This window comes from Streptomyces sp. NPDC005648 (assembly GCF_040605395.1).
Classification (GTDB): Bacteria; Actinomycetota; Actinomycetes; order Streptomycetales; family Streptomycetaceae; genus Streptomyces.
This window is the reverse complement of record NZ_JBEXCS010000043.1, coordinates 56,020-75,174: the sequence shown is the minus strand read 5'-3', so window position 1 is coordinate 75,174 and position 19,155 is coordinate 56,020. Positions and strand designations below refer to the sequence as shown.

Annotated in this window: 16 protein-coding genes; 5 read left to right on the top strand and 11 right to left on the bottom strand. The window is 68.5% G+C overall.

From position 1 onward, the window contains the following. Together ABZT17_RS24255 and ABZT17_RS24250 are read left to right on the top strand one after the other, a co-directional pair. On the top strand, positions 1-462 hold a 462-nt coding region (locus ABZT17_RS24255), incomplete at its 5' end, for a transposase (RefSeq protein WP_356351673.1). A gap of 725 nt (positions 463-1,187) precedes the next feature. Continuing rightward, positions 1,188-2,459, top strand: a complete 1,272-nt coding sequence (locus ABZT17_RS24250; RefSeq protein ID WP_356351672.1) for an aldehyde dehydrogenase family protein — start codon at positions 1,188-1,190, stop codon at positions 2,457-2,459. Positions 2,460-2,533: 74 nt separating this feature from the next. Here the strand turns inward: ABZT17_RS24250 and ABZT17_RS24245 are convergent, their stop codons facing one another. Together ABZT17_RS24245 and ABZT17_RS24240 are read right to left on the bottom strand one after the other, a co-directional pair. After that, positions 2,534-3,451, bottom strand: coding sequence for an alpha/beta hydrolase (locus ABZT17_RS24245; protein WP_356351671.1), 918 nt, complete (start codon positions 3,449-3,451; stop codon positions 2,534-2,536). A 2-nt stretch (positions 3,452-3,453) separates the two neighbouring features. Further along, complete coding sequence (locus tag ABZT17_RS24240) at positions 3,454-4,629, bottom strand: alpha/beta fold hydrolase (protein WP_356351670.1); 1,176 nt, start codon at positions 4,627-4,629, stop codon at positions 3,454-3,456. A 219-nt stretch (positions 4,630-4,848) separates the two neighbouring features. Between ABZT17_RS24240 and ABZT17_RS24235 the strand changes: the two genes are divergently transcribed. Further along, positions 4,849-5,697 (top strand): MBL fold metallo-hydrolase, encoded by an 849-nt coding sequence (locus ABZT17_RS24235; RefSeq protein WP_356351669.1) that lies wholly within the window; start codon positions 4,849-4,851, stop codon positions 5,695-5,697. A 35-nt stretch (positions 5,698-5,732) separates the two neighbouring features. Here ABZT17_RS24235 and ABZT17_RS24230 read toward each other — a convergent pair whose 3' ends face one another. Further along, positions 5,733-6,326 (bottom strand): CGNR zinc finger domain-containing protein, encoded by a 594-nt coding sequence (locus ABZT17_RS24230; protein ID WP_356351668.1) that lies wholly within the window; start codon positions 6,324-6,326, stop codon positions 5,733-5,735. 509 nt (positions 6,327-6,835) lie between these two features. Between ABZT17_RS24230 and ABZT17_RS24225 the strand changes: the two genes are divergently transcribed. Next, a complete protein-coding gene (locus ABZT17_RS24225; RefSeq protein WP_356351667.1) occupies positions 6,836-7,405 on the top strand; it encodes a TetR/AcrR family transcriptional regulator in 570 nt (189 codons plus the stop codon). Positions 7,406-7,676: 271 nt separating this feature from the next. On the opposite strand, the gene ABZT17_RS24220 is transcribed toward ABZT17_RS24225, so the two are convergent. Further along, entirely contained in the window at positions 7,677-8,339 is a 663-nt protein-coding gene (locus ABZT17_RS24220) for a hypothetical protein (RefSeq protein ID WP_356351675.1), read from the bottom strand. 202 nt (positions 8,340-8,541) lie between these two features. After that, positions 8,542-8,919: a hypothetical protein gene (locus ABZT17_RS24215; RefSeq protein WP_356351666.1), complete on the bottom strand. Its 378-nt coding sequence runs from the start codon at positions 8,917-8,919 to the stop codon at positions 8,542-8,544. A 484-nt stretch (positions 8,920-9,403) separates the two neighbouring features. Between ABZT17_RS24215 and ABZT17_RS24210 the strand changes: the two genes are divergently transcribed. Continuing rightward, on the top strand, positions 9,404-10,888 hold the full coding sequence (locus ABZT17_RS24210) for a ricin-type beta-trefoil lectin domain protein (RefSeq protein ID WP_356351665.1): 1,485 nt from the start codon (positions 9,404-9,406) through the stop codon (positions 10,886-10,888). 118 nt (positions 10,889-11,006) lie between these two features. Here the strand turns inward: ABZT17_RS24210 and ABZT17_RS24205 are convergent, their stop codons facing one another. From ABZT17_RS24205 to ABZT17_RS24180, 6 genes are all read right to left on the bottom strand, one after another. Further along, positions 11,007-11,843: a hypothetical protein gene (locus tag ABZT17_RS24205; protein ID WP_356351664.1), complete on the bottom strand. Its 837-nt coding sequence runs from the start codon at positions 11,841-11,843 to the stop codon at positions 11,007-11,009. Between the two features lie 101 nt (positions 11,844-11,944). Then, entirely contained in the window at positions 11,945-14,746 is a 2,802-nt protein-coding gene (locus ABZT17_RS24200; RefSeq protein ID WP_356351663.1) for a LamG-like jellyroll fold domain-containing protein, read from the bottom strand. 142 nt (positions 14,747-14,888) lie between these two features. Continuing rightward, positions 14,889-15,725, bottom strand: a complete 837-nt coding sequence (locus tag ABZT17_RS24195) for a carbohydrate ABC transporter permease (protein WP_356351662.1) — start codon at positions 15,723-15,725, stop codon at positions 14,889-14,891. Further along, a complete protein-coding gene (locus ABZT17_RS24190) occupies positions 15,722-16,681 on the bottom strand; it encodes a sugar ABC transporter permease (RefSeq protein WP_356351661.1) in 960 nt (319 codons plus the stop codon). Before ABZT17_RS24190 ends, ABZT17_RS24195 begins: the two co-directional genes overlap by 4 nt. 19 nt (positions 16,682-16,700) lie before the next feature. Next, the gene (locus tag ABZT17_RS24185; protein ID WP_356351660.1) at positions 16,701-17,996 is read right to left on the bottom strand and encodes an extracellular solute-binding protein; all 1,296 of its coding nucleotides are present in this window, start codon (positions 17,994-17,996) and stop codon (positions 16,701-16,703) included. 187 nt (positions 17,997-18,183) lie between these two features. Continuing rightward, positions 18,184-19,122: a glycosyl hydrolase gene (locus ABZT17_RS24180; protein ID WP_356351659.1), complete on the bottom strand. Its 939-nt coding sequence runs from the start codon at positions 19,120-19,122 to the stop codon at positions 18,184-18,186. Positions 19,123-19,155 lie beyond the last annotated feature (33 nt).

Below are 19,155 nucleotides of genomic sequence, written 5' to 3'. Positions count from 1 at the left end.
TACCGGACGGCATCCCGCGCGGCGGCCAAGGTCCACAAGAAGGTCGCCCGGCAGCGCCAGGACACCGCCCGCAAGTGGGCCAAGACCCTCGTGCGCGACTTCGACCAGCTCGCCGTCGAGGACTTCAAGCCGAAGTTCCTCGCGAAGTCGACGATGGCCCGCAAGGCCGCCGACGCCGCGATCGGCGCGACCAGGACCGCGCTGACCGAGATGGCCCGCAAGCACGGCCGCATCGTGCACCTCGTGCACCCGGCCCACACCACCATGGACTGTTCCGAGTGCGGAGCGAGAACCAAGCACGCACTTCCCCTCTCCGAACGAACCTACACGTGCACCGTGTGCGGAGCCGTGTCCCCCAGGGACAAGAACTCCGCTCGCGTGATGCTCGTCCGGGCTGGTCTCCACCCGGCTAGTGCCGATGGCAGAAGTCCACTGGGAGCGCCGCTCCCGGAGGCAGCCTGAGCTAGGAATCCCCCTGCTTTCAGCTCGGGGAGGAAGTCAAATCGCACGGACTATGGCCCCTGTACTCCCTCCGGCCGGCACCGGACAGCATCCATCGCGCTTCCCGGCGTACCGCGCCGGTGACCTCGCAGGGCCTCGACTTCTGCTTCGGCGGCGCGACCTCGGGCTGACGCCAGGCGACGCCGGCCGATCGTCATACGAGCACCAGCCCACGCGGACGCGGTGCCCACCCCCCTTGCACGGCTCGTCGTAACCCCGCCCCGATGAGGTGCAGGTGCGTCTGGTCGCCACCGGTGTCTGTCACACCGACGCGATCGTGCGTGCTCAGCTTCGCCGGCTGCGGCGTTCAGACCGGCGCGGATGCCGTGCTCAACGTGCTCAAGCCGAACCCCGGCCCGAGTTCGTCCTCTTCGGCACGGGCGCGGTCGGCCTCTCCGGCCTGCTCGCGGCGGTGGCCGTAGGCGCCACGACCGTGAGCGCCGTCGACATCGTCGACAGTCGCCTCGAGTTCACCGAGAGCGTCGGCGCCACGCAGGCGATCGCGAGGACAGCGAGAACGGGGTCACGCTCAAGCCGATGGTCACCTTTTGACGACGCGCCCCAACCACTTCCGCCCTTGCGATGAAGAAACCGAGCGGTTTACAGTGATCATACGGGAGGATCGTTCAACGATCCTCCCGTAGGCTATGTGTCGCGTATTGCGCTGGGACCGTGAAGGGACCGATATGAGCAGGAACGAGACGAGCGTGCCCCGCTCCGTCCAGGAGGCGGTTCACGCCTGCGCCGTTCGGGCGACGCAGGGCTCGGCAGCCTTGGCCCGGGCCTCGGACGCGGAGATCGACACCGCGCTGCGTGCCATGGCGGAGCGGCTGCACACGGCACGCGACGTGCTGACGGCGGCGAACCAGGACGACCTGCGGTCAGCCGTCTCGAGCGGGATGTCGGCGGCCCTGCAGGATCGCCTGCGGCTGACCGGCCCGCGGCTCGACGACATGGCGGCGGCGTTGCGCACGCTGGCGGACGTGCCGCACGAGCCGAGGGACAGGGTCCTGGAGGAGCGTCCCGACGGCCTGGTCCTGCTGGAGCGCCGCCGCCCGGTCGGCGTCATCGGCGCGAACTTCGAGGCGCGTCCGAATGTGACACTCGACGTCGCCTCCCAGTTCCTCAAGTCCCGCAACGGCGGCGTACTGCGCACCGGTTCGGCGGCCCTGCGCTCCTCCCAGGCCTTGATCACGCACGTCGTCACGCCCGCTCTCACCGACGCGGGACTGAACCCGGACGCCATCCAGCTGGTACCGAGCGAGGACCGCGCGGCGGCGTACGCACTGGTGTCGCTGCCCGAGACCGTCCCCCTGGTCATCCTGCGCGGCAGCGGCGACAGCACCCGGGAACTCGGCCGCGAGGCCGCCCGCCACGGTGTGCGCACGCTGGCCCACGCGGACGGCGGGGGAGTGCTGTACGTGGCCCGGGACGCCGACGAGAAGCTGGTGCACGAGCTGGTCACCAACAGCCTGGACCGGCTGGGTGTCTGCAACCGGCTCAATCTCCTGCTCATCGACCGGGCCGTCCACGAAAAGCTGCTACCGGGCATTCTGCGGATCCTCGAAGACCTGGGCATCGCCGCCTCGCTGCCGCCGCACGCCCACGCGCGCGGTTACGAGTGGTCCCTGGACTCCGAGCACGCGGCGACGGTGACGATCGACGAGGCGGACGGCCCGGCCGAAGCCGCACGGATCGCCAACGAGGAGACCTCCGGGCTGGCCGCCGCCATCGCGACACACGACCCGGACACCGCAGGCCAGTTCATGGACGCCTACGGCGGCTCAGGCGTCTTCTGGAACTCCACCACACGCCTCCTCGACGGCTTCAAGCTCCTGCGCCTGCCGGAAACCGGCATCAACATCGACCGCGTCCCCGGCCCCCGCGGCCCCGTCACCTACCGCGACCTGTATCTGCGCCAGTACGTCGTGCGCCCCGCCGCGTCCCTGCACAGCTGAGCCGCTGTCGCAGCGAGGCGCGGTCACACGCCTGGTAGGCGGTTCCAGCAGTAGCCGGAACCGCCTCCGGCGCCTCACGCGCCGGTCAAGGCCGCGTCGGGGTCGAGGTGGGTGCGGAACCATGACAGTGCGGCGCCGCTGGATTCCTCGAAGTGCACCTTGTAGGCGTCGAAGTGGCCGCCGGGCAGCAGCACCAGCTCCTTCGGGGACAACGCGCGCTCGAAGGCGGCGATCTGGATGTCGGCCGGTACCACCGTCTCGCCGGTCTCGACGATCATCATGAGCGGCTTCGGCGAGACCCGGGTGATCCAGCCGCCCGGCTCGTACAGCCGCGAGGCCCGGTTGGAGCGCATCGTCACCGTGTTGTTCTCGCGGCCCGGCGGAACCAGGTCACGGTAGAACCGCAGCGCGTCCGGGCCGGCGAACAGCGCCGGGTCGGCAGGGTCGTCACCGATGGAGGTCTGGTAGCGCGGTTCCTTGCCGGCGGCCTGGGCGCGTTCGTCCTCGACGTGGGCGAGCTCGAAGGCGGCGATGCGCTCCGGCGGAACCTTGCGCTGCCACTGCTCGAAACCGCTGATGGTGGGCACCTGCGACACCACACACTTGATCCGCACCTCGGTGGCCCCGAGCACGATCGCATGACCGCCGGCGAAGCTCGTACCCCATACCCCGATGCGGTCCGCGTCGACCTCGGGCCGGGCCTCCAGGAAGCTGATGGCGCGGCGCCAGTCCGCGACCTGACGCCACGGGTCGACGTCGTTGCGGGGCTCACCGTCGCTCGCACCGAACGTGCGGTGATCATGGATGAGCACCACGAACCCGGCGTCGGCGAATGTGCGGGCGTACGGGTCGAGGCCCATCTCGCGGTTGCCGCCGTACCCGTGCGCCATCGTGATGGCCGGGCGCGGACCCTCGGCGTCCGGCAGGTAGAGCCAGCCGCGCAGCGTCACATCCCCGTCCGCGGTGAACTCGACGTCGATGCGTTCTGTCATGGTCATTCGCCTTCCGGGAAGTCGAAGTACTCGGCGGGGACGAGGCCGGCCGCGGTCAGGGCCGCCCCGGCCTTCGCGTTGATCTGCACCACGGCGCCGAGGGGGCGGTGGTGGATGGCGATCTCCGTGATGAGCCCTTCGTCATCACGCGTGAGGATCGTGATCCCCTTCATCTCGAAGCCGCCGAACGCGGCGGCCTCCCACTCCAGATACGTCCGCGTGCCGTCCTGCACCTTCCGGACGAACTCGAGCCGTTCGTACAGGGAGCTCACCGCCGCCATGAGGGCCTCGACCTGCTCCTTGCGCTCCAGCGGCTTGGCGAGCGCGCTCGCCTCCATCCGCACGTTCGGCGAGAGCGCCGCCGCGAAGGCGTCCTCGGTGCGCTGCTCGAACGCGGCCGTCCAGGCCTTGGCCGGGCGGCCGTCGGCGGGGTTGGAGGCGATCTCCTCGACGACCGTGGTGATGACGGCGGCGACGGCGGCCGGGTTCTCGGCGTGCGCCCAGTGACCTGCGTCGGCGATCGTCTGCGAGGGGGCGCCGGGGAAGCGGGGCTCGACATACGCGGAGACGACTTCCTCTGTGACGAAGGGGTCTTTCTCGCCGCGCAGGATGGTGACGCTCCCGTCGTACTTGCTGGGCTGCTGTCCGTCGGGGTGGCCGTTGTTCCATGCCGTCGCCGTGTCGGAGATCGTCGCCGGGGCGACATGCAGCGTCACTTGGGCGAGGCGGTCGTTCTCCTCGGCCGGGAACGCGGTGGCGAGCGCGCTGCGGAAGGCGCGCTGCGCGTCGAGTCCGAGATCCGGTGCCTGGAACGGGGCGATCCGCTCCGGGGGCAGGTGAGTGCCGGCCAGCGGGATCGGGTTGACCAGGACGAGCGCACGCACCTGCTCGGGCAGGCGAGCGGCGACGAGCTCGGCGATCTGGCCTCCCATGCTGTGTCCGACGAGCACGACGGGGCCCTCCGTCGCGCGCAGCACGCTCTCGAGGTCGTCGGCCCAGCGGACGAGTGTGAACGGCCCGTGCTCGGAGGCGCGCGCACCCATGCCGGCGAGCTCGAAGGCGATCGAGGGGATCGACTGCTCGTCGAGGGCGGTGCGGACGCCGTTCCAGATGGCGCCGTCGTCCAGGTATCCGTGGACGAGCACCGCGGTCGGCGCCGTCGTCGCTGGGCTGTTCATCTCGTGTCTCCTTTGACGATCGCTCTCTTGCGGCGACGAACCGGAGCCGGTGGCTCTCTGGATTCTCGGCCGACGCGAGCAGTATGACGTAAGCATGGGGTCTATGCTTATGTCAATGTCATCGCTCTGCGATCGACGCGAAGAGGGCTGGGACTTCTGGCTTTGTCCGCGTTCCGGCCAGGGCGCCGGCGACCACCCGAGAATCCGAGGAGTCCATCGATGACGTCGAACGCCTTGACCTACGCCGTACACATCGCGGACGGCATGCCGACCACCAACTCCGACGTGCCACCCGATCTCAAGGAGCGCGCCTGGTCACCGACGTCGAGCATCCTCATCTCGAACGAGGAGGAGGCACTGCTGGTCGATCCGCTCTTCACGATCGCGCAGTCGGAGGGCCTGCTGCGGTGGCTCCGCGAGCGAGACGCTCCGCTGACGAGCGTGTACGTCACCCACGGCCACGGTGACCACTGGTTCGGCCTGGGAGCCGTACTGGAGCAGTACCCCGGCGCGCGTGCCTTCGCGCTGCCCGAGGTCGTCGAGGACATGGCCCACCAGTCGTCGCCCGAAGTCCTCAAGGCGGTCTGGCGCGCATGGTTCCCCGAGCAGATCCCTGAGCGACTCGTACTCGCCGAACCGCTGGAGGGGGAGGTCCTGACGGTGGGTGGGGCGGAGATCCGCCCGGTCCGCCTGGGGCACACCGACAGCGACAACACCACCTGCCTGCACGTGCCCGATCTGGGGCTGGTCGTCGCGGGCGACGTGATCTACAACAACGTGCACCTCATGCTCGCTGCATCGGATGCGGCCGGGCGGGATGAATGGCTGAGGGCCCTTGACACCGTCGAGGCCATGGAGCCGACCGCGATCGTCGCGGGCCACAAGGATCCGGCCGCCGATGACGATCCGCGTCACATCGAGGAGACCCGCCGCTACATCCTTGATTTCAACAGCGGAGTGCGCCGCACCGGCAGCACCCTCGAACTCTACGAGTACATGCTCCAGCGCCACCCGTCGCGCATCAATCCCGGTGCGCTGTGGGGCTCCTGCCGGGCGGCAAAGGGCTGAGGAGACGGGGTGCCTCTCGGGCGGCCCGCGCAGAACTACGCGCGCGCGGCCGCCCGACGCTGCCGTGAGGCCCGCAGGTTCACGGCGTTGCCGCAGATGCGCACGTCATGCCAGACGCCGTTGTTGGGGTTCGTGCCGTCATAGAACGCAACCGAGCAGACCCGGTTACGGCACATCTTCAAACGACGCCACGTCCCCGTCAGTTGGGCGTTCGTGATCTCGTTGAGCACGGCCGCGACGACCCACCCGACGTCCTTGCCGCGCGGCGCCAGCGAGAAGGCGCCCTCGGCGTCGATCCGGACCTCGATCGCGCCGCTCACCCCCTTCGGCGCCGAGCGGGCCGCGGCGTCGCGCACCGCACCCGACACCGTCATCTGCAGCGACGCGCGTAGCTGCTGGAGCCGGACCAACCCCGCTTCGTCGACTTCGATCGCAGGCGCCTCCGTCCCGGTGCGCCGACTCCATTCGTCCAGCGCGCTGGAAAGCCACGAAGTCGCGGCCTCGGGCGTCGACAGTAGGTCCGTGAGCGCGGGCTTGCCGGCGGCGCGAGTGTTCAAGACGTCCTGGACGAGGACGAGCGGTCCGGTGGCGATGCGGTCGGTGTAGCGTTCGCTCGCGAGTTCAGACATAGGCATAGCTTATTAGCTCCAGTCTTCATTGGCGAGGAGAACACGATCGCCGCCGGTAAGACCCTAACGGCGATACCGGTGCCTTAGACGTTCCTGGGGGCCTACGGCATCGCACGTGCACCGTAAGCCCCAGCTCTGCGCGAGCGATGTGCACCCTGATCCAGCCCGCACCGCAGGCGCACCCTTCCGGGTCGGCCGTCGTGGAGGGCGGGTTCGCGACGGTGGTGGCGTCCGTGCAACAGCGGGGAGACGAGCCCAGGCGCCGACGCAGCATCACCGGCAGCAAATGTATGTGCATCGCGGGCTCTGCGGCTCACGGAGCCGGGGCCTTGTGCACCGGCGCAGGAGCTGGGCGTACCTGCGCCCGCCGTAGATGTCGTCAGGCCGACGGCTCCGGCTCCGGTTTGGGCGACGGTCTGTCTCGGCGCTGCTCCCGATGAGAGGGTGATGGATCCGACACTGTAAACCGATCGGTTTCAATGTAGTCGGAATCAAGTTACCCTCGCGGTATGACCACCGACGTGAAGTCCAGTTCCAGGGAGCGACTGCTGGAGGCGGCGGCCACGCTCACCTACCGCGAGGGTGCCGGCATCGGGGTCGATGCGTTGTGCAAGGCGGCGGGGGTGTCGAAGCGGTCGATGTACGAGCTGTTCGGCAACAAGGACGAACTGTTGGCGGCGAGTTTGGAGTACGGCGCCTCCGCGTTCGTGGCGAGGCTTCTGCCCGAGCCGGACGATGGTCGATCGCCCCGCGAGCGCATCCTGCACGTCTTCGAAAGAGGGGAGTTGCAGGCGGCCAAGCCCGAGTTCCTGGGGTGCCGGTACCTGGCCGTGCAGATCGAACTCAAGGATCGGAACCATCCCGGAAGCCGGGTGGCGCAGCGGGTCAAGAACGATCTGACGGACTTTTTCCGTGCGGAGGCCGAGCGGGGTGGGGCGAGTGATCCGGATCTGCTGGCCCGGCAACTCATCCTCGTTTTCGACGGTGGCAGTGCTCGTGCCGGGATCGGTGCCGACACACTGGCCGGCCTCGTTGTACCCACGCTGACTGCCTTGCTGGATGCGGCAGGCGTGCGCTGACGTATCGCCCCTGCGGGCGAGCTCGGTGCCCCACCGCAGGCCGGACGACTCGCCTGTGCGGCAGAGTTGTTGCGTGTGTCGACGTGGCGACGGCTCGCGGACTCCGGTGCCGCATGCGCCGTCACCGGAGGCGGCCGGGGCATCGGAACGATGCTCGTCGAGGAGCTCTGCGAATGCGGCGTGGGCGGCCGCCACCGAGCGCGCCTGGGAGATCACGGCTGTCCGCCGACCTGGAAGACAGGTACGCGCAGCCGAAGAACTCGCCCGGCGGTCAACAGCCGTGGAGACCCCAGCTGCCAAGGCCACTGTACACATGGGCTTCCAGGCATCCCGGAGCGTCCATGCCGACTGCCTCGCCCCGGTACAGGGCGATGAGCGAGTCCCTGCCCCGCCACCAGGTGTCCTTCAGGCCCTGCACTTCAGGTACCGGCTCGTACCCTTCGAGGTCCAGGGTCTCGACGGCCCTCCTGGTGATCCTCGTGATGGTTTTGGCCCTGCGTCTCGCGTGGTGGGCCAGAGCCAGCGACTCCACCCAGCCCTCGGTGCTGGCATGCAAGGGTGCCCAGTGGTAGCCGTGAATCCCGAACTCGCCGCCTGGGCCGATCATGAATCCGTAGGCCATGGAGTATCGGCAGTCCCCGGCCGGGATCCACCAGCCCTCGGCGGCCGAGCCCTCCGGAACATCCGCGCCCAGGATGCGGGGGCCGCCCTCGTAGAACGGCGCGGGAGGCAGCGCGAGACCGCCCCAACGGTCCTCGAAGGCCACTGCGCGATCGATCTCCGCGACCGGGACACCGTGCTCGATCCAGGCGTCGCGGTGACGCTCGATGTCCTGCCGGGCCACACGGATGCCTTCCGACTCGACGAACGTCTTGGCCCCGCGCGTCAAACCGGCCGGCGCGACCGGCACGGGCGGTACGGGAGTGGCGGCCATCATGGCGTCGGAGTCTACTGGCGAGACTGGTAGCGCCTTGGACGGAAGCACGCATGGTGGAACTGCCATGAAGAAGCGACGTCGACCGGAGGAGGTACATCGCCTGAATCGCCGCCATGCCACTGCCCGGACAAGGTCCGCGCGGTGGCGGTCCGTCAGCCGGGGCGGCGACCCTGAGAAGTCATAACGCTCCTCACCGGCCTTACTCGTCGAGGAACTGGTACGCCCCGCTCGGGGCTCCGATGGACACGACGCCATCCCGAACCTGCCACTCGCTCATGCCGTCGGACTCGTGGCTGACGAGGAACAGACCGGTGATCAGGTCATTGTCGTCGTCGGAAGCCGGGACCCGTGCCACACGGCGTAGTTGCTCCAGGAACCAGTCGGCGGACTGCGCGCGCATCTCGGCCCCGAAGAAGACCCAATTGGTGAAGTTGTACTGCCTCCCGGGAAAGGCCCAACCTCCGCCGTATGACCGATCGGGATCGTCCGCTGCGACGATCTCCTTGACTTGGACGAGCTGCCGATCGTCACACTCCAGCCAGCCTCTGATCCGGACAAACACGCCCACGACGACCACCCCGTGCTCCAAGCGCCGTACTCCAGGCGCCGTTCGCCGGGCGCCAATTACGACGTCATCGCACCGTAGGCGCTTCCTGATTGATCTCGCAAAGGGCTTTCCGCGGGTTCGCCCAGGGCGAGGAGAGTGCGGTCACCTGCCGAGGGGGCCGGTGGCGCACCGCCGGCCGGACCAGACCTGCACTGTGCCAAGGACCAAGACCCTCATCGGTTACCGCTTCCAGAAGAGCTGCCCGTCGCGGCTCAGCCGTGCCCTCGGCGCCGCTCCGGGGTCGCTGAAGGAGGCTGCGCCGTACTTCGGCCCGTCACGGGTCTTGTCAGTCGCCTCGGCGCTGTGTCAATCTCCGCCATGGTTACGTAAACATGGTCCGGTTCAGGCGGTTCCAAGTCTGTACCAAACCCAGGTTCATCAGGTTCATCAGTGCCTCGGCTCAGGTGACGAACCCGTACTCCGCCCTCCGCGATTTCCTGTCACTGGAGACGACATGACCAAGACCTCGACGAGGTCCAGAAGACTGGCCACGGTGTTCGTGGCCGGCCTCGGTGCGGCACTCATGTTCCTGAGCGCCCCCACTCCCGCCCTCGCCCAGCCGGCCGCTGACACCTCAGCCGCCTCGCAGGCGTCGGTGAAGCCCACGCCGAAGGGCGGTACCAGTGACTTCCGAGGAGTGAACTGGGCCGACCCGCGCGACAACTACGCCAGTGACGCCGTGGTGCCGAGCGGCCTGTCGGTGAGCGACAGCTACCGCACCGTGTACCGCACCACGGACAGGATGGTCCGCGGCTTCAAGAAGAACCTGGGCGCCAACACCCTGCGACTGCCGATCAATCCGGCGAGCGTGGGCACCACCTGGTGGAAGTCGTACCGGGCGACGATCGACGCCGCCACGGCCTACGGCGACAAGGTCATCGTCAGCTACTGGGAGGCCGACAGCAGCAAGGACGGCCTGGTCGACGACACGGCCGCCTGGAAGACGATGTGGAACACCGTGGTGCGGGAGTACAAGCACAACCCGCGGGTCTACTTCGAGCCCATGAACGAGCCGCACGGCTACACCCTGGACCAGTGGGTGGCCGTCACCAGCGGCTGGCTGGCCCAGCACAAGGACGTCCCGCGCGGCCGTGTCGTGATCAGCGGTACCGGTTACAACGACAACGTCACCGGCGTCGGCGCGGCACGCCAACTGCGCGGAACCCTGCTGTCGTTGCACTTCTACGGGTTCTGGAACAGCTACACCAAGCAGTCCGACTGGACCGCCGACCTCGAATCCCGGATCGGCAAGTACGCCGGGCGGACCATCATCGACGAGGCCGGCTCCCCGATGACCATCGGCCTGAACTACGGCGCGTGGGACGGCAACATCTACACCTCCTACCTCGCGTCCGTGGCCAACACCGCCCGCAGCAAGGGAATGGGACTGGTCTACTGGCCGGGCCTGCGCTTCGGTGACTCCTACTCGATCGAGTCGCTGGACTCCAACGGCAACCTCGTGGACAACAGCGCCACCGGAGTAGCGCTGCTGCGCTGGGGTTACGGCTTCGGCACGACCCCGCCGGTCAACGACCTGCCGCCCGCGCCTCCCGGCGACGTCCTGCGCGGAGTGGGCTCGGGCCGCTGCGTCGACGTGCCCGGTTTCAGCACGGCCAACGGCACCCAGCTCGACCTCTGGGACTGCAACGCAGGCGGCAACCAGTCCTGGAACTTGGACACGAACAAGCAACTCACGGTCTACGGCAACAAGTGCATGACGGTCGGAGGCACCGGAGCCACGGCGGGCGACCCCGTGATCATCACCGACTGCACCGGCACGGCGGCACAGCAGTGGAACGTGAACGCGGACCTCTCCGTCACCAGCGTCGCGAACCCGGCACTCTGCCTGGACGCGTCCGGAGCAGGCACCGGCAACGGCACGTCGGTCGACGTCTGGTACTGCAACGGCGGCAGCAACCAGCAGTGGACCAGGACCTGACGCCGGCATCCGGCCGCCTCGGCCACCGGCTCTGATGCATGAACCGGCGCCGTCGCGCTTCGCCTCACGGCGAGGCCGGCGGCGCTCCGGTGCTCACACGGCGCACCGGCCGGGTACCTCAGGCGACCGGGACGGCGTCGAACACCTGGTGGCGCACGCGGACTTGCGCCGATCCCGCGAGGCGTGCGATCAAGGCCCGGTAGCGGTCCAGGACATACGCCTGGCGGACCTCCTCGTGTGCTGTGGCGAAGGACTGGTGGGGGAAGTCGCCGCGGTGGGCGGTGAAGTAGGACCTGAGGGCGCTGTCCGGCGTGGTGATGGCCCTGGTGTCCGTGAGCCGGTCCCGGAGGGTGGCGGCGAGGTTGCTCAGGACATAGGTGAAGTAGTTCGACTCGGTGTACTGCACCGGGCCGTAGATGACCTGGTGAGTCGCGACGGCCTGTCGGCGGCGGGCGTTCTCCGTCCGCCAGTTGCGCAGGAAGGCGTCGTAGCCGGAATCGGCCAGCAGACCTTGGCGATGGGCCAGGTCCAGTTCGACGGTGACCCTCGTGACGTCGGCGAGGGCCCGCTCACGGAGGTAGGCGGCGGGTGTCTGGCCATCGTGCTCGGTGGTCCAGAAGCCAGGGCCGTCGTCGGCTCCGAACTTCTGCCGGAAGTGGGTGAAGGTCGCCGCTCGCTCCTGAGCCAGGTAGAGGGCGAACTCTCGTACGGGGATGTCCTGGCCGTCGACCGTGGCGACCAGGGCCGTGACGGCTGGAGGAGGCACGGCGGCCGGTGGCCGGCTGTTCCGCAGGCCGGGCAGCAGGACCGCCACGGTGATGGCGGCCGCGGCCACCAGCGCGGTGACGGGTATCGGCCAGACCGGCACGCTACGGCGCCGGCCACCGCGGTTGCCGTGTGGACGGTCCTGTGCCGGTGTCCGGGGCCGGGGCCGGTTCCGCGTCGACGTGCTCATCGCCGACTCCTCTCTTGTGGTGCCGTCCGAAGGGGAGGGCGCCCGACCCGGGACACCTGCCTTTGTGCCCCGGGCGGGCGCCGTCCTGTCTCGCCGCCTGCTCAGCCGGCGGCGAGGGTCTGGATCTCAGCGGTGCTGAGCACCCGGTTGTAGAAGTGGACGTCGTCGATCTGGCCGTTGGTGAAGTCCACCGGTCCCTGGTTGTAGGTACCGGCGCCGATGAGGGTCGCGCCGATCGCCTTCCAGGGGGAGGTGAACGACGTGCTGCCCTGGAGGGTGCCGTTGAGGTACAGCGAGATCGTCTGGGCGCTGCTGTCGTATACGCCGAGGACGTGGTACCAGGTGCCCGTCGTCGCCGCGGAGCCGGCTGTCACGGTCGTGGCCGCGGACGCGTTCGCGTCGGAGGCCCGGGTGACGAAGGTGAACTTGCCTCCTGACAGCTGCAGGTAGAAGGGGCTGACCTTGCCGCCGACGAGGCTGGCGAAGGTCTGGTTGTTGCCGCTGACGGAGTTGAGCTTCACCCAGGCGCCGACCGTGTAGCTCTGGCTGGTGTCGATCACCGAGGAAGGGACGACCGCCATGGTGACGGCGGTGCCGTCGAGGCTGAGCGAGTCGCTGCCGATCTTGCCGCTGCCCGCCCAGGTGGTGTTGCCCTCGGTGTAGCCGTCGTCGGTGTTGCCGAGCAGGTTGGTGACGGTGTGGCCGCTGCCCTCGTCGAGCTGGTAGTAGCCGGCGGCGCCGGTGCCGAGGGCGTACGCCTCGCGGGCGGTGATCGCCCGGGGGATCATGCGTACGTCGTCGACGGCAGCGTTGGCGAAGTCGACGTTGGCGCCGTTCCACTTGGCCCGGCCGATCGTGGTGTGGCCGGTGGCCTTCCACGGTGCGGAGAACGCCGTGGTGCCCTGGAGCTGGCCGTTGACGTACAACGCGATGGTGTGCGCGCTGTTGTCGTACACGCCGGTCAGGTGGTACCAGGTGCCGGTGGTGGGGGTGCCCCCGGTGACCTGCTTGTAGGTGGCGCTGGTCGAGTCGGCGCTGCGGACGGTGAAGGCGAAGGTGCCGCCCGACAACTGGAGGTAGAAGGGGCTGATGTTCGCGCCGTCGATGCTCGCGTAGGTCTGGTTGCCGGTGAGGCTGTTCGGCTTCACCCACGCGGAGACCGTGTAGCTGCCGCTGGTGTCGAGGGCGGTGGTGGGGATGTCCACCCAGGAGTTGCTCGCGCCGGTCAGGCTGAGCGCGCCCGTGCCGACCGTGCCGGTCGTCCAGGAGGCCCCTGCCTGCAGCGTGCCGTTGTTGGCGCCGCCGGTCAGGTCGGCGGTCGCGGTACCGGAGCTCTCCTCGAGCGGCCAGTACGCGCCCGCGTGGGCCGTGGGTCCGGAGACGGCCGGGCCGTTGTAGGCACCGATGTTGGGCGCGGCGGTGGCGGAGACGGAGTTGCCGAAGTAGTCCTGGCCGCCGTTGGAGGAAATGACCGCGCCGGCGCCGAGGGCGGGGGAGCCGCTGCGCAGTTTGTAGACCGCCGCGGAGGCTCGGCCCGTTCCGCCTGCGCCCGGGTTCACGAACAGCGGGTCGGCGGTGATCTTCGCCGAGTCGGCCGGTTCACTGGCGGGGTGGTTGCCGTAGAACAGGTTGTGGGTCCACGTCGTTCTGGTGGTGGAGTAGCCGCCGGTGCCCAGCTTGTAGACGATGTTGTTCGAGAAGGTGACCGTGCTGTTGGGGGTGCCGCCGGTCACCCAGCCGTTGTCGCCCTCGCCCATGTAGATCGTGTTGTTGTACACCTGGGCGGTGGTGCTGCTGTCGACGCCGCCCATGCCGGGGAAGACCGCGTTGGACGCGCCGTCGTTCTGGCTGATGTTGTAGCGGATCACCGAGGTCTTGGCGCCGAAGCCGCTGCGGCAGCACCATTCCGTGAAGCCGAAGGGGTTGTCGTGGCTCCAGTTGTACTGGATGACGGTGCCGGTGTTGTTGTTGTCGATGTCGAAGGCCTGGCCGTCGACGAAGTTGCGGTACTGGCGGGAGACCTCGTTGTTCTGGAACACCGCGTTGGTGGTCCACCCGTTCCACAGGCCGGCGCCGGAGTAGCGGTAGCCGTTGTCCGTGGCGACGTTGTTCTGGATGAGCGGTGAGGCGCAGAAGACGCAGACGATGTCGTTGCCGCCCATGTCGGTGAGCGTGTTGCCGTCGATGACGACGTTGGTGGTGTTGATGTTGTGGTTCAGGCCGACGAGCGAGCCGATGTAGATGCCGCCGGCGTCGTCGTGCGTCAGCGTGTTGTTGCTGATCTGGACGTCGTCCCAGCCGCTGGTGGTGTTGTTGTCGGTGACGTCGAAGGCGATGCCGGAGGACTGGCTCGGCTGCACGGGGTTCTGGACGTTGGCCCAGTAGCCCTTCACGTCATGGATGTTGTTGTTCAGGATGTGGATTCCGGCGAGGATGCCGGTGGTGTCGTTCTCCAGCTGGATGCCGCTGCGCAGGGCGGCGCTGGCGGCCGGGTTGGTGATCTCCAGGTTCTGGACGGTCCAGTACTGCTGGTCCTTGAGGTAGATGGTGGCCGCGGCGCCCCCTCCGTTGAGGATGGGAGCGGCACCGGATCCGTAGCTGGAGATCGTGATCTGGTTGCCGGAGGCGCCGGATCCCTGGGGCTGGAGTTCGCCGGTCCAGGAGCCGCCGGCCTGGAACAGGATCTGGTTGCCGGCCGTGAACGTCGTCGCGTTGACGTTCGTGAGCGTCTTCCAGGGGGTGCTGGTGCTGCATCCGTCGTTGCTGTCGCTGCCGGACGACGACGAGATGTAGTACGTGGTGCAGGTCGCCGCGTGGGCAACCGTGCTGGGGAGGATCACCAGTCCCAGCGCGGCTGCCGCGCTGCCCAGGGCCGCCAGGAGGCGGCGTGGCCATCTTCGCATTGCGTTCCTCTTCGAACGGAGCGGATGTGTGAGGTGGAGCGGACCGGTGCGCACGCCGTGCCGGGCGATGCGGGGAGAGGGCGCGTCGAACGCACCGGTCGATCTGGGGGAGGGGGCGGCGGTCGCCTGGGCGGGGCGGGGTTCAGCCCTTGACGGCGCCGCTGAGCAGGCCGGACATGATGTGCCGCTGGACCGCGACGAAGAAGACCACCATGGGGACCAGGGCCATGACGCTGAGGGTCAGGAAGGCCGGCCAGTCGACCTGGAACTGCCCGACCGAGGTGTAGACCTCCAGCACGATCGTGCTCTTGCCCGGGTCGCTGAGGTACACGTTGGGGGTGAAGAAGTCGTTCCAGATCCACATGGTCTGGAACACCGCGACGGTGGCTAGGATGGGCCGGATCAGCGGCAGTACGATCCGCCAGAAGATCTGCCATGGGCCGCAGCCGTCCAGCCGGGCGGCCTCGATGACCTCGAACGGCAGGGTGGCCATATAGCCCTGGATGACGAACCAGCAGAAGATCGATCCGGCGCTGTAGACCAGGACGAGGCCGTTGAGGCTGTTGACCAGGCCCAGTTTGACGAAGATCTGGTAGACGGGGATGAGCGTGGACTGGGTGGGCACGACGAACGCGAGCAGCAGGAGTTTGCCGAAGCGCCGGTTGAACCTGGTCGGACGGATCGTCAGGGCGTAGGCGGCCATGGCGCCGATCAGCACCATCAGGGCCACCGAGAACACGGTGACGTAGAGGGTGTTCGCGAAGGCCGCCGCGACGGGGACCTGGTTCAGAACGCGCCGGTAGGTGGAGAAGTCCGGTGAGGTCGGCAGCGCCAGTGGCGAACCGGTGGTCTGCGCCTGCGTCTTGAGGGTGTTGACGAGGACGTAGTAGAAGGGCAGCGCCATCACCGCGGAGAGGGGCAGCATGTAGGCGCTGGTGAGCCAGCCCCGGGTACGCAGCCGGGAGAGGATCGCCGTCACCGGAACCTCCTTTCCAGCCTGCGGGTCACCGACAGCTGCAGGGACAGCACGGCGGCGACCGCCATCAGGAAGATCACGCCCAGGGCGGCACCGAGCCCGTAGTCGCCCTCGGCGATACCGCGTTGTACGAGTACCTGGGTGATGGTGTAGGTGTCGTAGCCGGGGCCACCGTTGGTCAGGGTGAACGGCAGGTCGTACACCCTGAGGCCGTTGATGAGCAGCAGGAACTGGCTGACCGTCATGGCCGGCGCGAGCAGCGGCAGCGTGATGCGGAAGAACTGCTGCCGGGGCGTTGCCCCGTCGATGGTGGCGGCCTCGTAGTAGTCCCGGGGAACCGACTGCAGGTAGGCGAGGTAGAGAACAGCGTGCCAGCCGGTCTGGGCCCAGACCCCGACCACGATCACCGATACCTTTGCCAGCGTGTTGTCCGACAGCCACGGCACCGGGCCGACTCCGAAGAGGCTGCCCAGTACGGAGTTGATCACCCCGGAGGACAGGGGCGACAGGACGAACGTCCACACCAGGCCGAGGATCGCCATGCTGGGTACGGCGGGGAAGAAGAACGCCGCACGGACCAGACTCCGGCCGGGGAAGCGGCGGTTGAGGATCACCGCGAGCGGGATGGCCAGGACGGTCACGATCAGCGTGGTTGCCACCGCGTACAGCAGGGTGAAGCCCAGGCCGGTCAGCACCGAGGGGTCGGTGAAGATCTGCCGGTAGTTGCGCAGTCCGACCAGGTGCCGGGTCGGTGAGGAGCCGCTGTAGTCGGTGAAGCTGTAGTACACCGACTCGGCGAGCGGCACCAGGAACAGCACCACCAGCACGACGGCGATCGGCACCAGGAACGCCTGTGTGGTCAGCTGCTCGCGCAGCCGGCGATGGCGGCCGGGGCGGCTGCCACCGGGCACGGTGCCGGCGCGTGTCCGGGTGGGGAGGTCGGAGGTCTGTATGGCCATGAGGGCTGTCGCTTCCCGCTTACTTCGCGTCGAGCTGCTTGAGCTTCTTGTCCAGCGCGGCGGGGATGTCCTTGGGCTTGACCGACCCCTGGACCATCTGCTGCATCTGGGTGTTGAACTCACTGATGAGCTCGTTGGAGTGGCGCGGCCAGGCGACGACGGGCAGGTAGATCTTGCCGGAGCGGGCGCCGAGGGCCTGGTTGGTGATTGCCGCGGCGAAGCTCGGCGTGTAGTTGCTGGTGGTGGTGATCGCTCCGCTGGACTTGCCGTACGCCTTCACGGCGTCGGGGCTCGCCAGGAACTGGAGGAACTTCAGTGCGGCCTCGGGGTTCTTGGCCTTGGGGTTGATCGCGTAGCCGGGGCTGGCGGCACCGGTCCAGTAGCTGCTGCCCGGGGTGGTGCCGGGGATGGCCTCGGTCTGGAAGGACAGGTTCGGGGCGCTCTTCTGCACCGTGGGCACGTTCCAGGTGCCGGCGCCGAACATGGCAACCCGTCCGTTGGCGAACTCGCTGACCACCTGGTCGCCGGTGAGACCCAGCACCGCCTTGGGCGTCAGCTTCTCGGTGTACAGCTTGCAGTAGGCGACCAGCGGTTCGGTCCAGGTGTCGGCGAAGGTGGCCTTGCCCGCGAAGATGTCGGCGTCGGGGAAGCTGCCCTGGCTGTCGAAGTACCCACCGAGCAGGCCCCACAGCGCCATGAAGTTGCCGTCGTGCGCGGCGTCGTAGTAGGGGGTGATCCCCTTGTCCTTGAGCTTCGCGCACAGCTTCAGGAAGCCGTCCCAGCTGTCCGGCAGCTTGTCCGCGCCGACCTTGGCGAGCAGTTCCTTGTTGTACATGATCCCGCCGGCCCAGGAGGAGATCGACAGTCCGTACACCTTGCCGTCGACGGTCATGAAGTCCTTGTTGGCGGAGTTCATGGGCTCCAGGAACTTCTGGCCGGTCAGGTCCTTCACGAAGCCGCCGCCGACCAGCTGCTTGTCCTCGGCCGTGAGGATGAAGACGTCGGCGCCTGTGTGGGCCTGCAGACGGGTCTGCAGGGTGGAGACGTACTGCGGCACCGGAGGGGCGTAGGAGAAGGAGACCGAGGTGCCGGTCTGCTTGGTGAACAGGTCCAGCACCGGCTTCATGACGGTCTGCGTGTCCCAGGAGAAGAAGGACACGGCGCCCTTGCCCCCGCCACCGCTCGCCGCGGTGCTGGTGGAGCAGGCGGAGGTGCCCAGTGCGGTGCCGCCGAGGACGGCGGCCAGGAGGCTGCCCTGCACGAAGCGTCGTCTGCTGAGCTGGGGGGTGCTGTTGTCGATGTGGTTGATGGGCATGGTGGTTCCTTTCGGGGGAGCGCGTGGGGAGGCGTTGGGTGTGGTGAGCTCGGGGGGCGGGTCGGTGTCAGCCGGGGGCTCCGTGGCGGAGCGGGGTGGGGTGCCAGGACCGGGGGCCTGATGCCGGGGCAGGGGCGGCCGGTGGTCTCAAGGCCGGGGCGGAGGTGTCGGGGCGGGAGCGGAGGTGTCAGGGCCGGGGCAGGGTGTGGAACGCAACGGTGTCGCGGTCGAGCAGCAGCCGGTCGCCCTGGGTGGTGAGCCGGGCCAGCTGCACCACGGAGCGGCGCTGTGCCGGTCCTTGGCTGTCCGGGGATTCCGGGTCCCGGTCGGGGTGGGTGAAGTAGAAGATCCAGGCCGCGTCGGGTCCCGCGACGACGTCGGCGTGGTGTCCGACGCCCTGGTCGTCCTCGCGGGTGCCGGAGCCGTCGAGAATGCGGCCCGCCGGGCTCCAGTCGTCGAGGTCGGCGGAATGGAACACGTCCTGGCCGTCCCAGCAGTCCACGACCATCCAGTAGCGGCCGTCCAGCGCGAAGACGTTGGGCCCCTCGTGCGGCCTGTGCTCCAGCACCGGGCCCCGGACCCGCCAGTCGTACAGGTCGGGCGAATCGGCGGCCCAGGTGTGCGAGCCGTGGGCCTCGTCCTTGTACCACATGCGCCAGCCCCGGCCGTCGGGCAGCGGGTGGACGCAGGCGTCGATGACCTGGGACGAGCTGAGCGACACCGGCCCGGCGTGGACCCAGTGCCACAGGTCGCCGCTGGTGTAGTGCAGGATGCGGCGGTCGTGTCCCTCCCAGCGGTCCGGTACGCCTCGGATGTAGCTGACGTACATGTGGAACAACCCGTCGGGCGCCCGCACGATCTCCGGGGCCCAGAAGGTGTTGGTTCCGGGTTCGAACGAGAGGCTGTCCAGCACGCCGCGGTAGAGCCAGTCGCGGCCGTCCGTGCTGGTCGCGACGCCGATGGCGGTGCCGTGCACCCAGGCGACGCCGGGGGCGGCCACGTCGGAGCGGCGCTGTGTGTAGAACATCCACCACTGTCGGCCGTCGTATTGCACGACGGGATCGGTCGGGCCCGCGTGGACGGGGTCCTCGTACAGGGGTGCCGGGGCGGGGGCAAGGGAGGCCATGACGACCTACTTCTGCCGGCGAGCGCCGGCTTC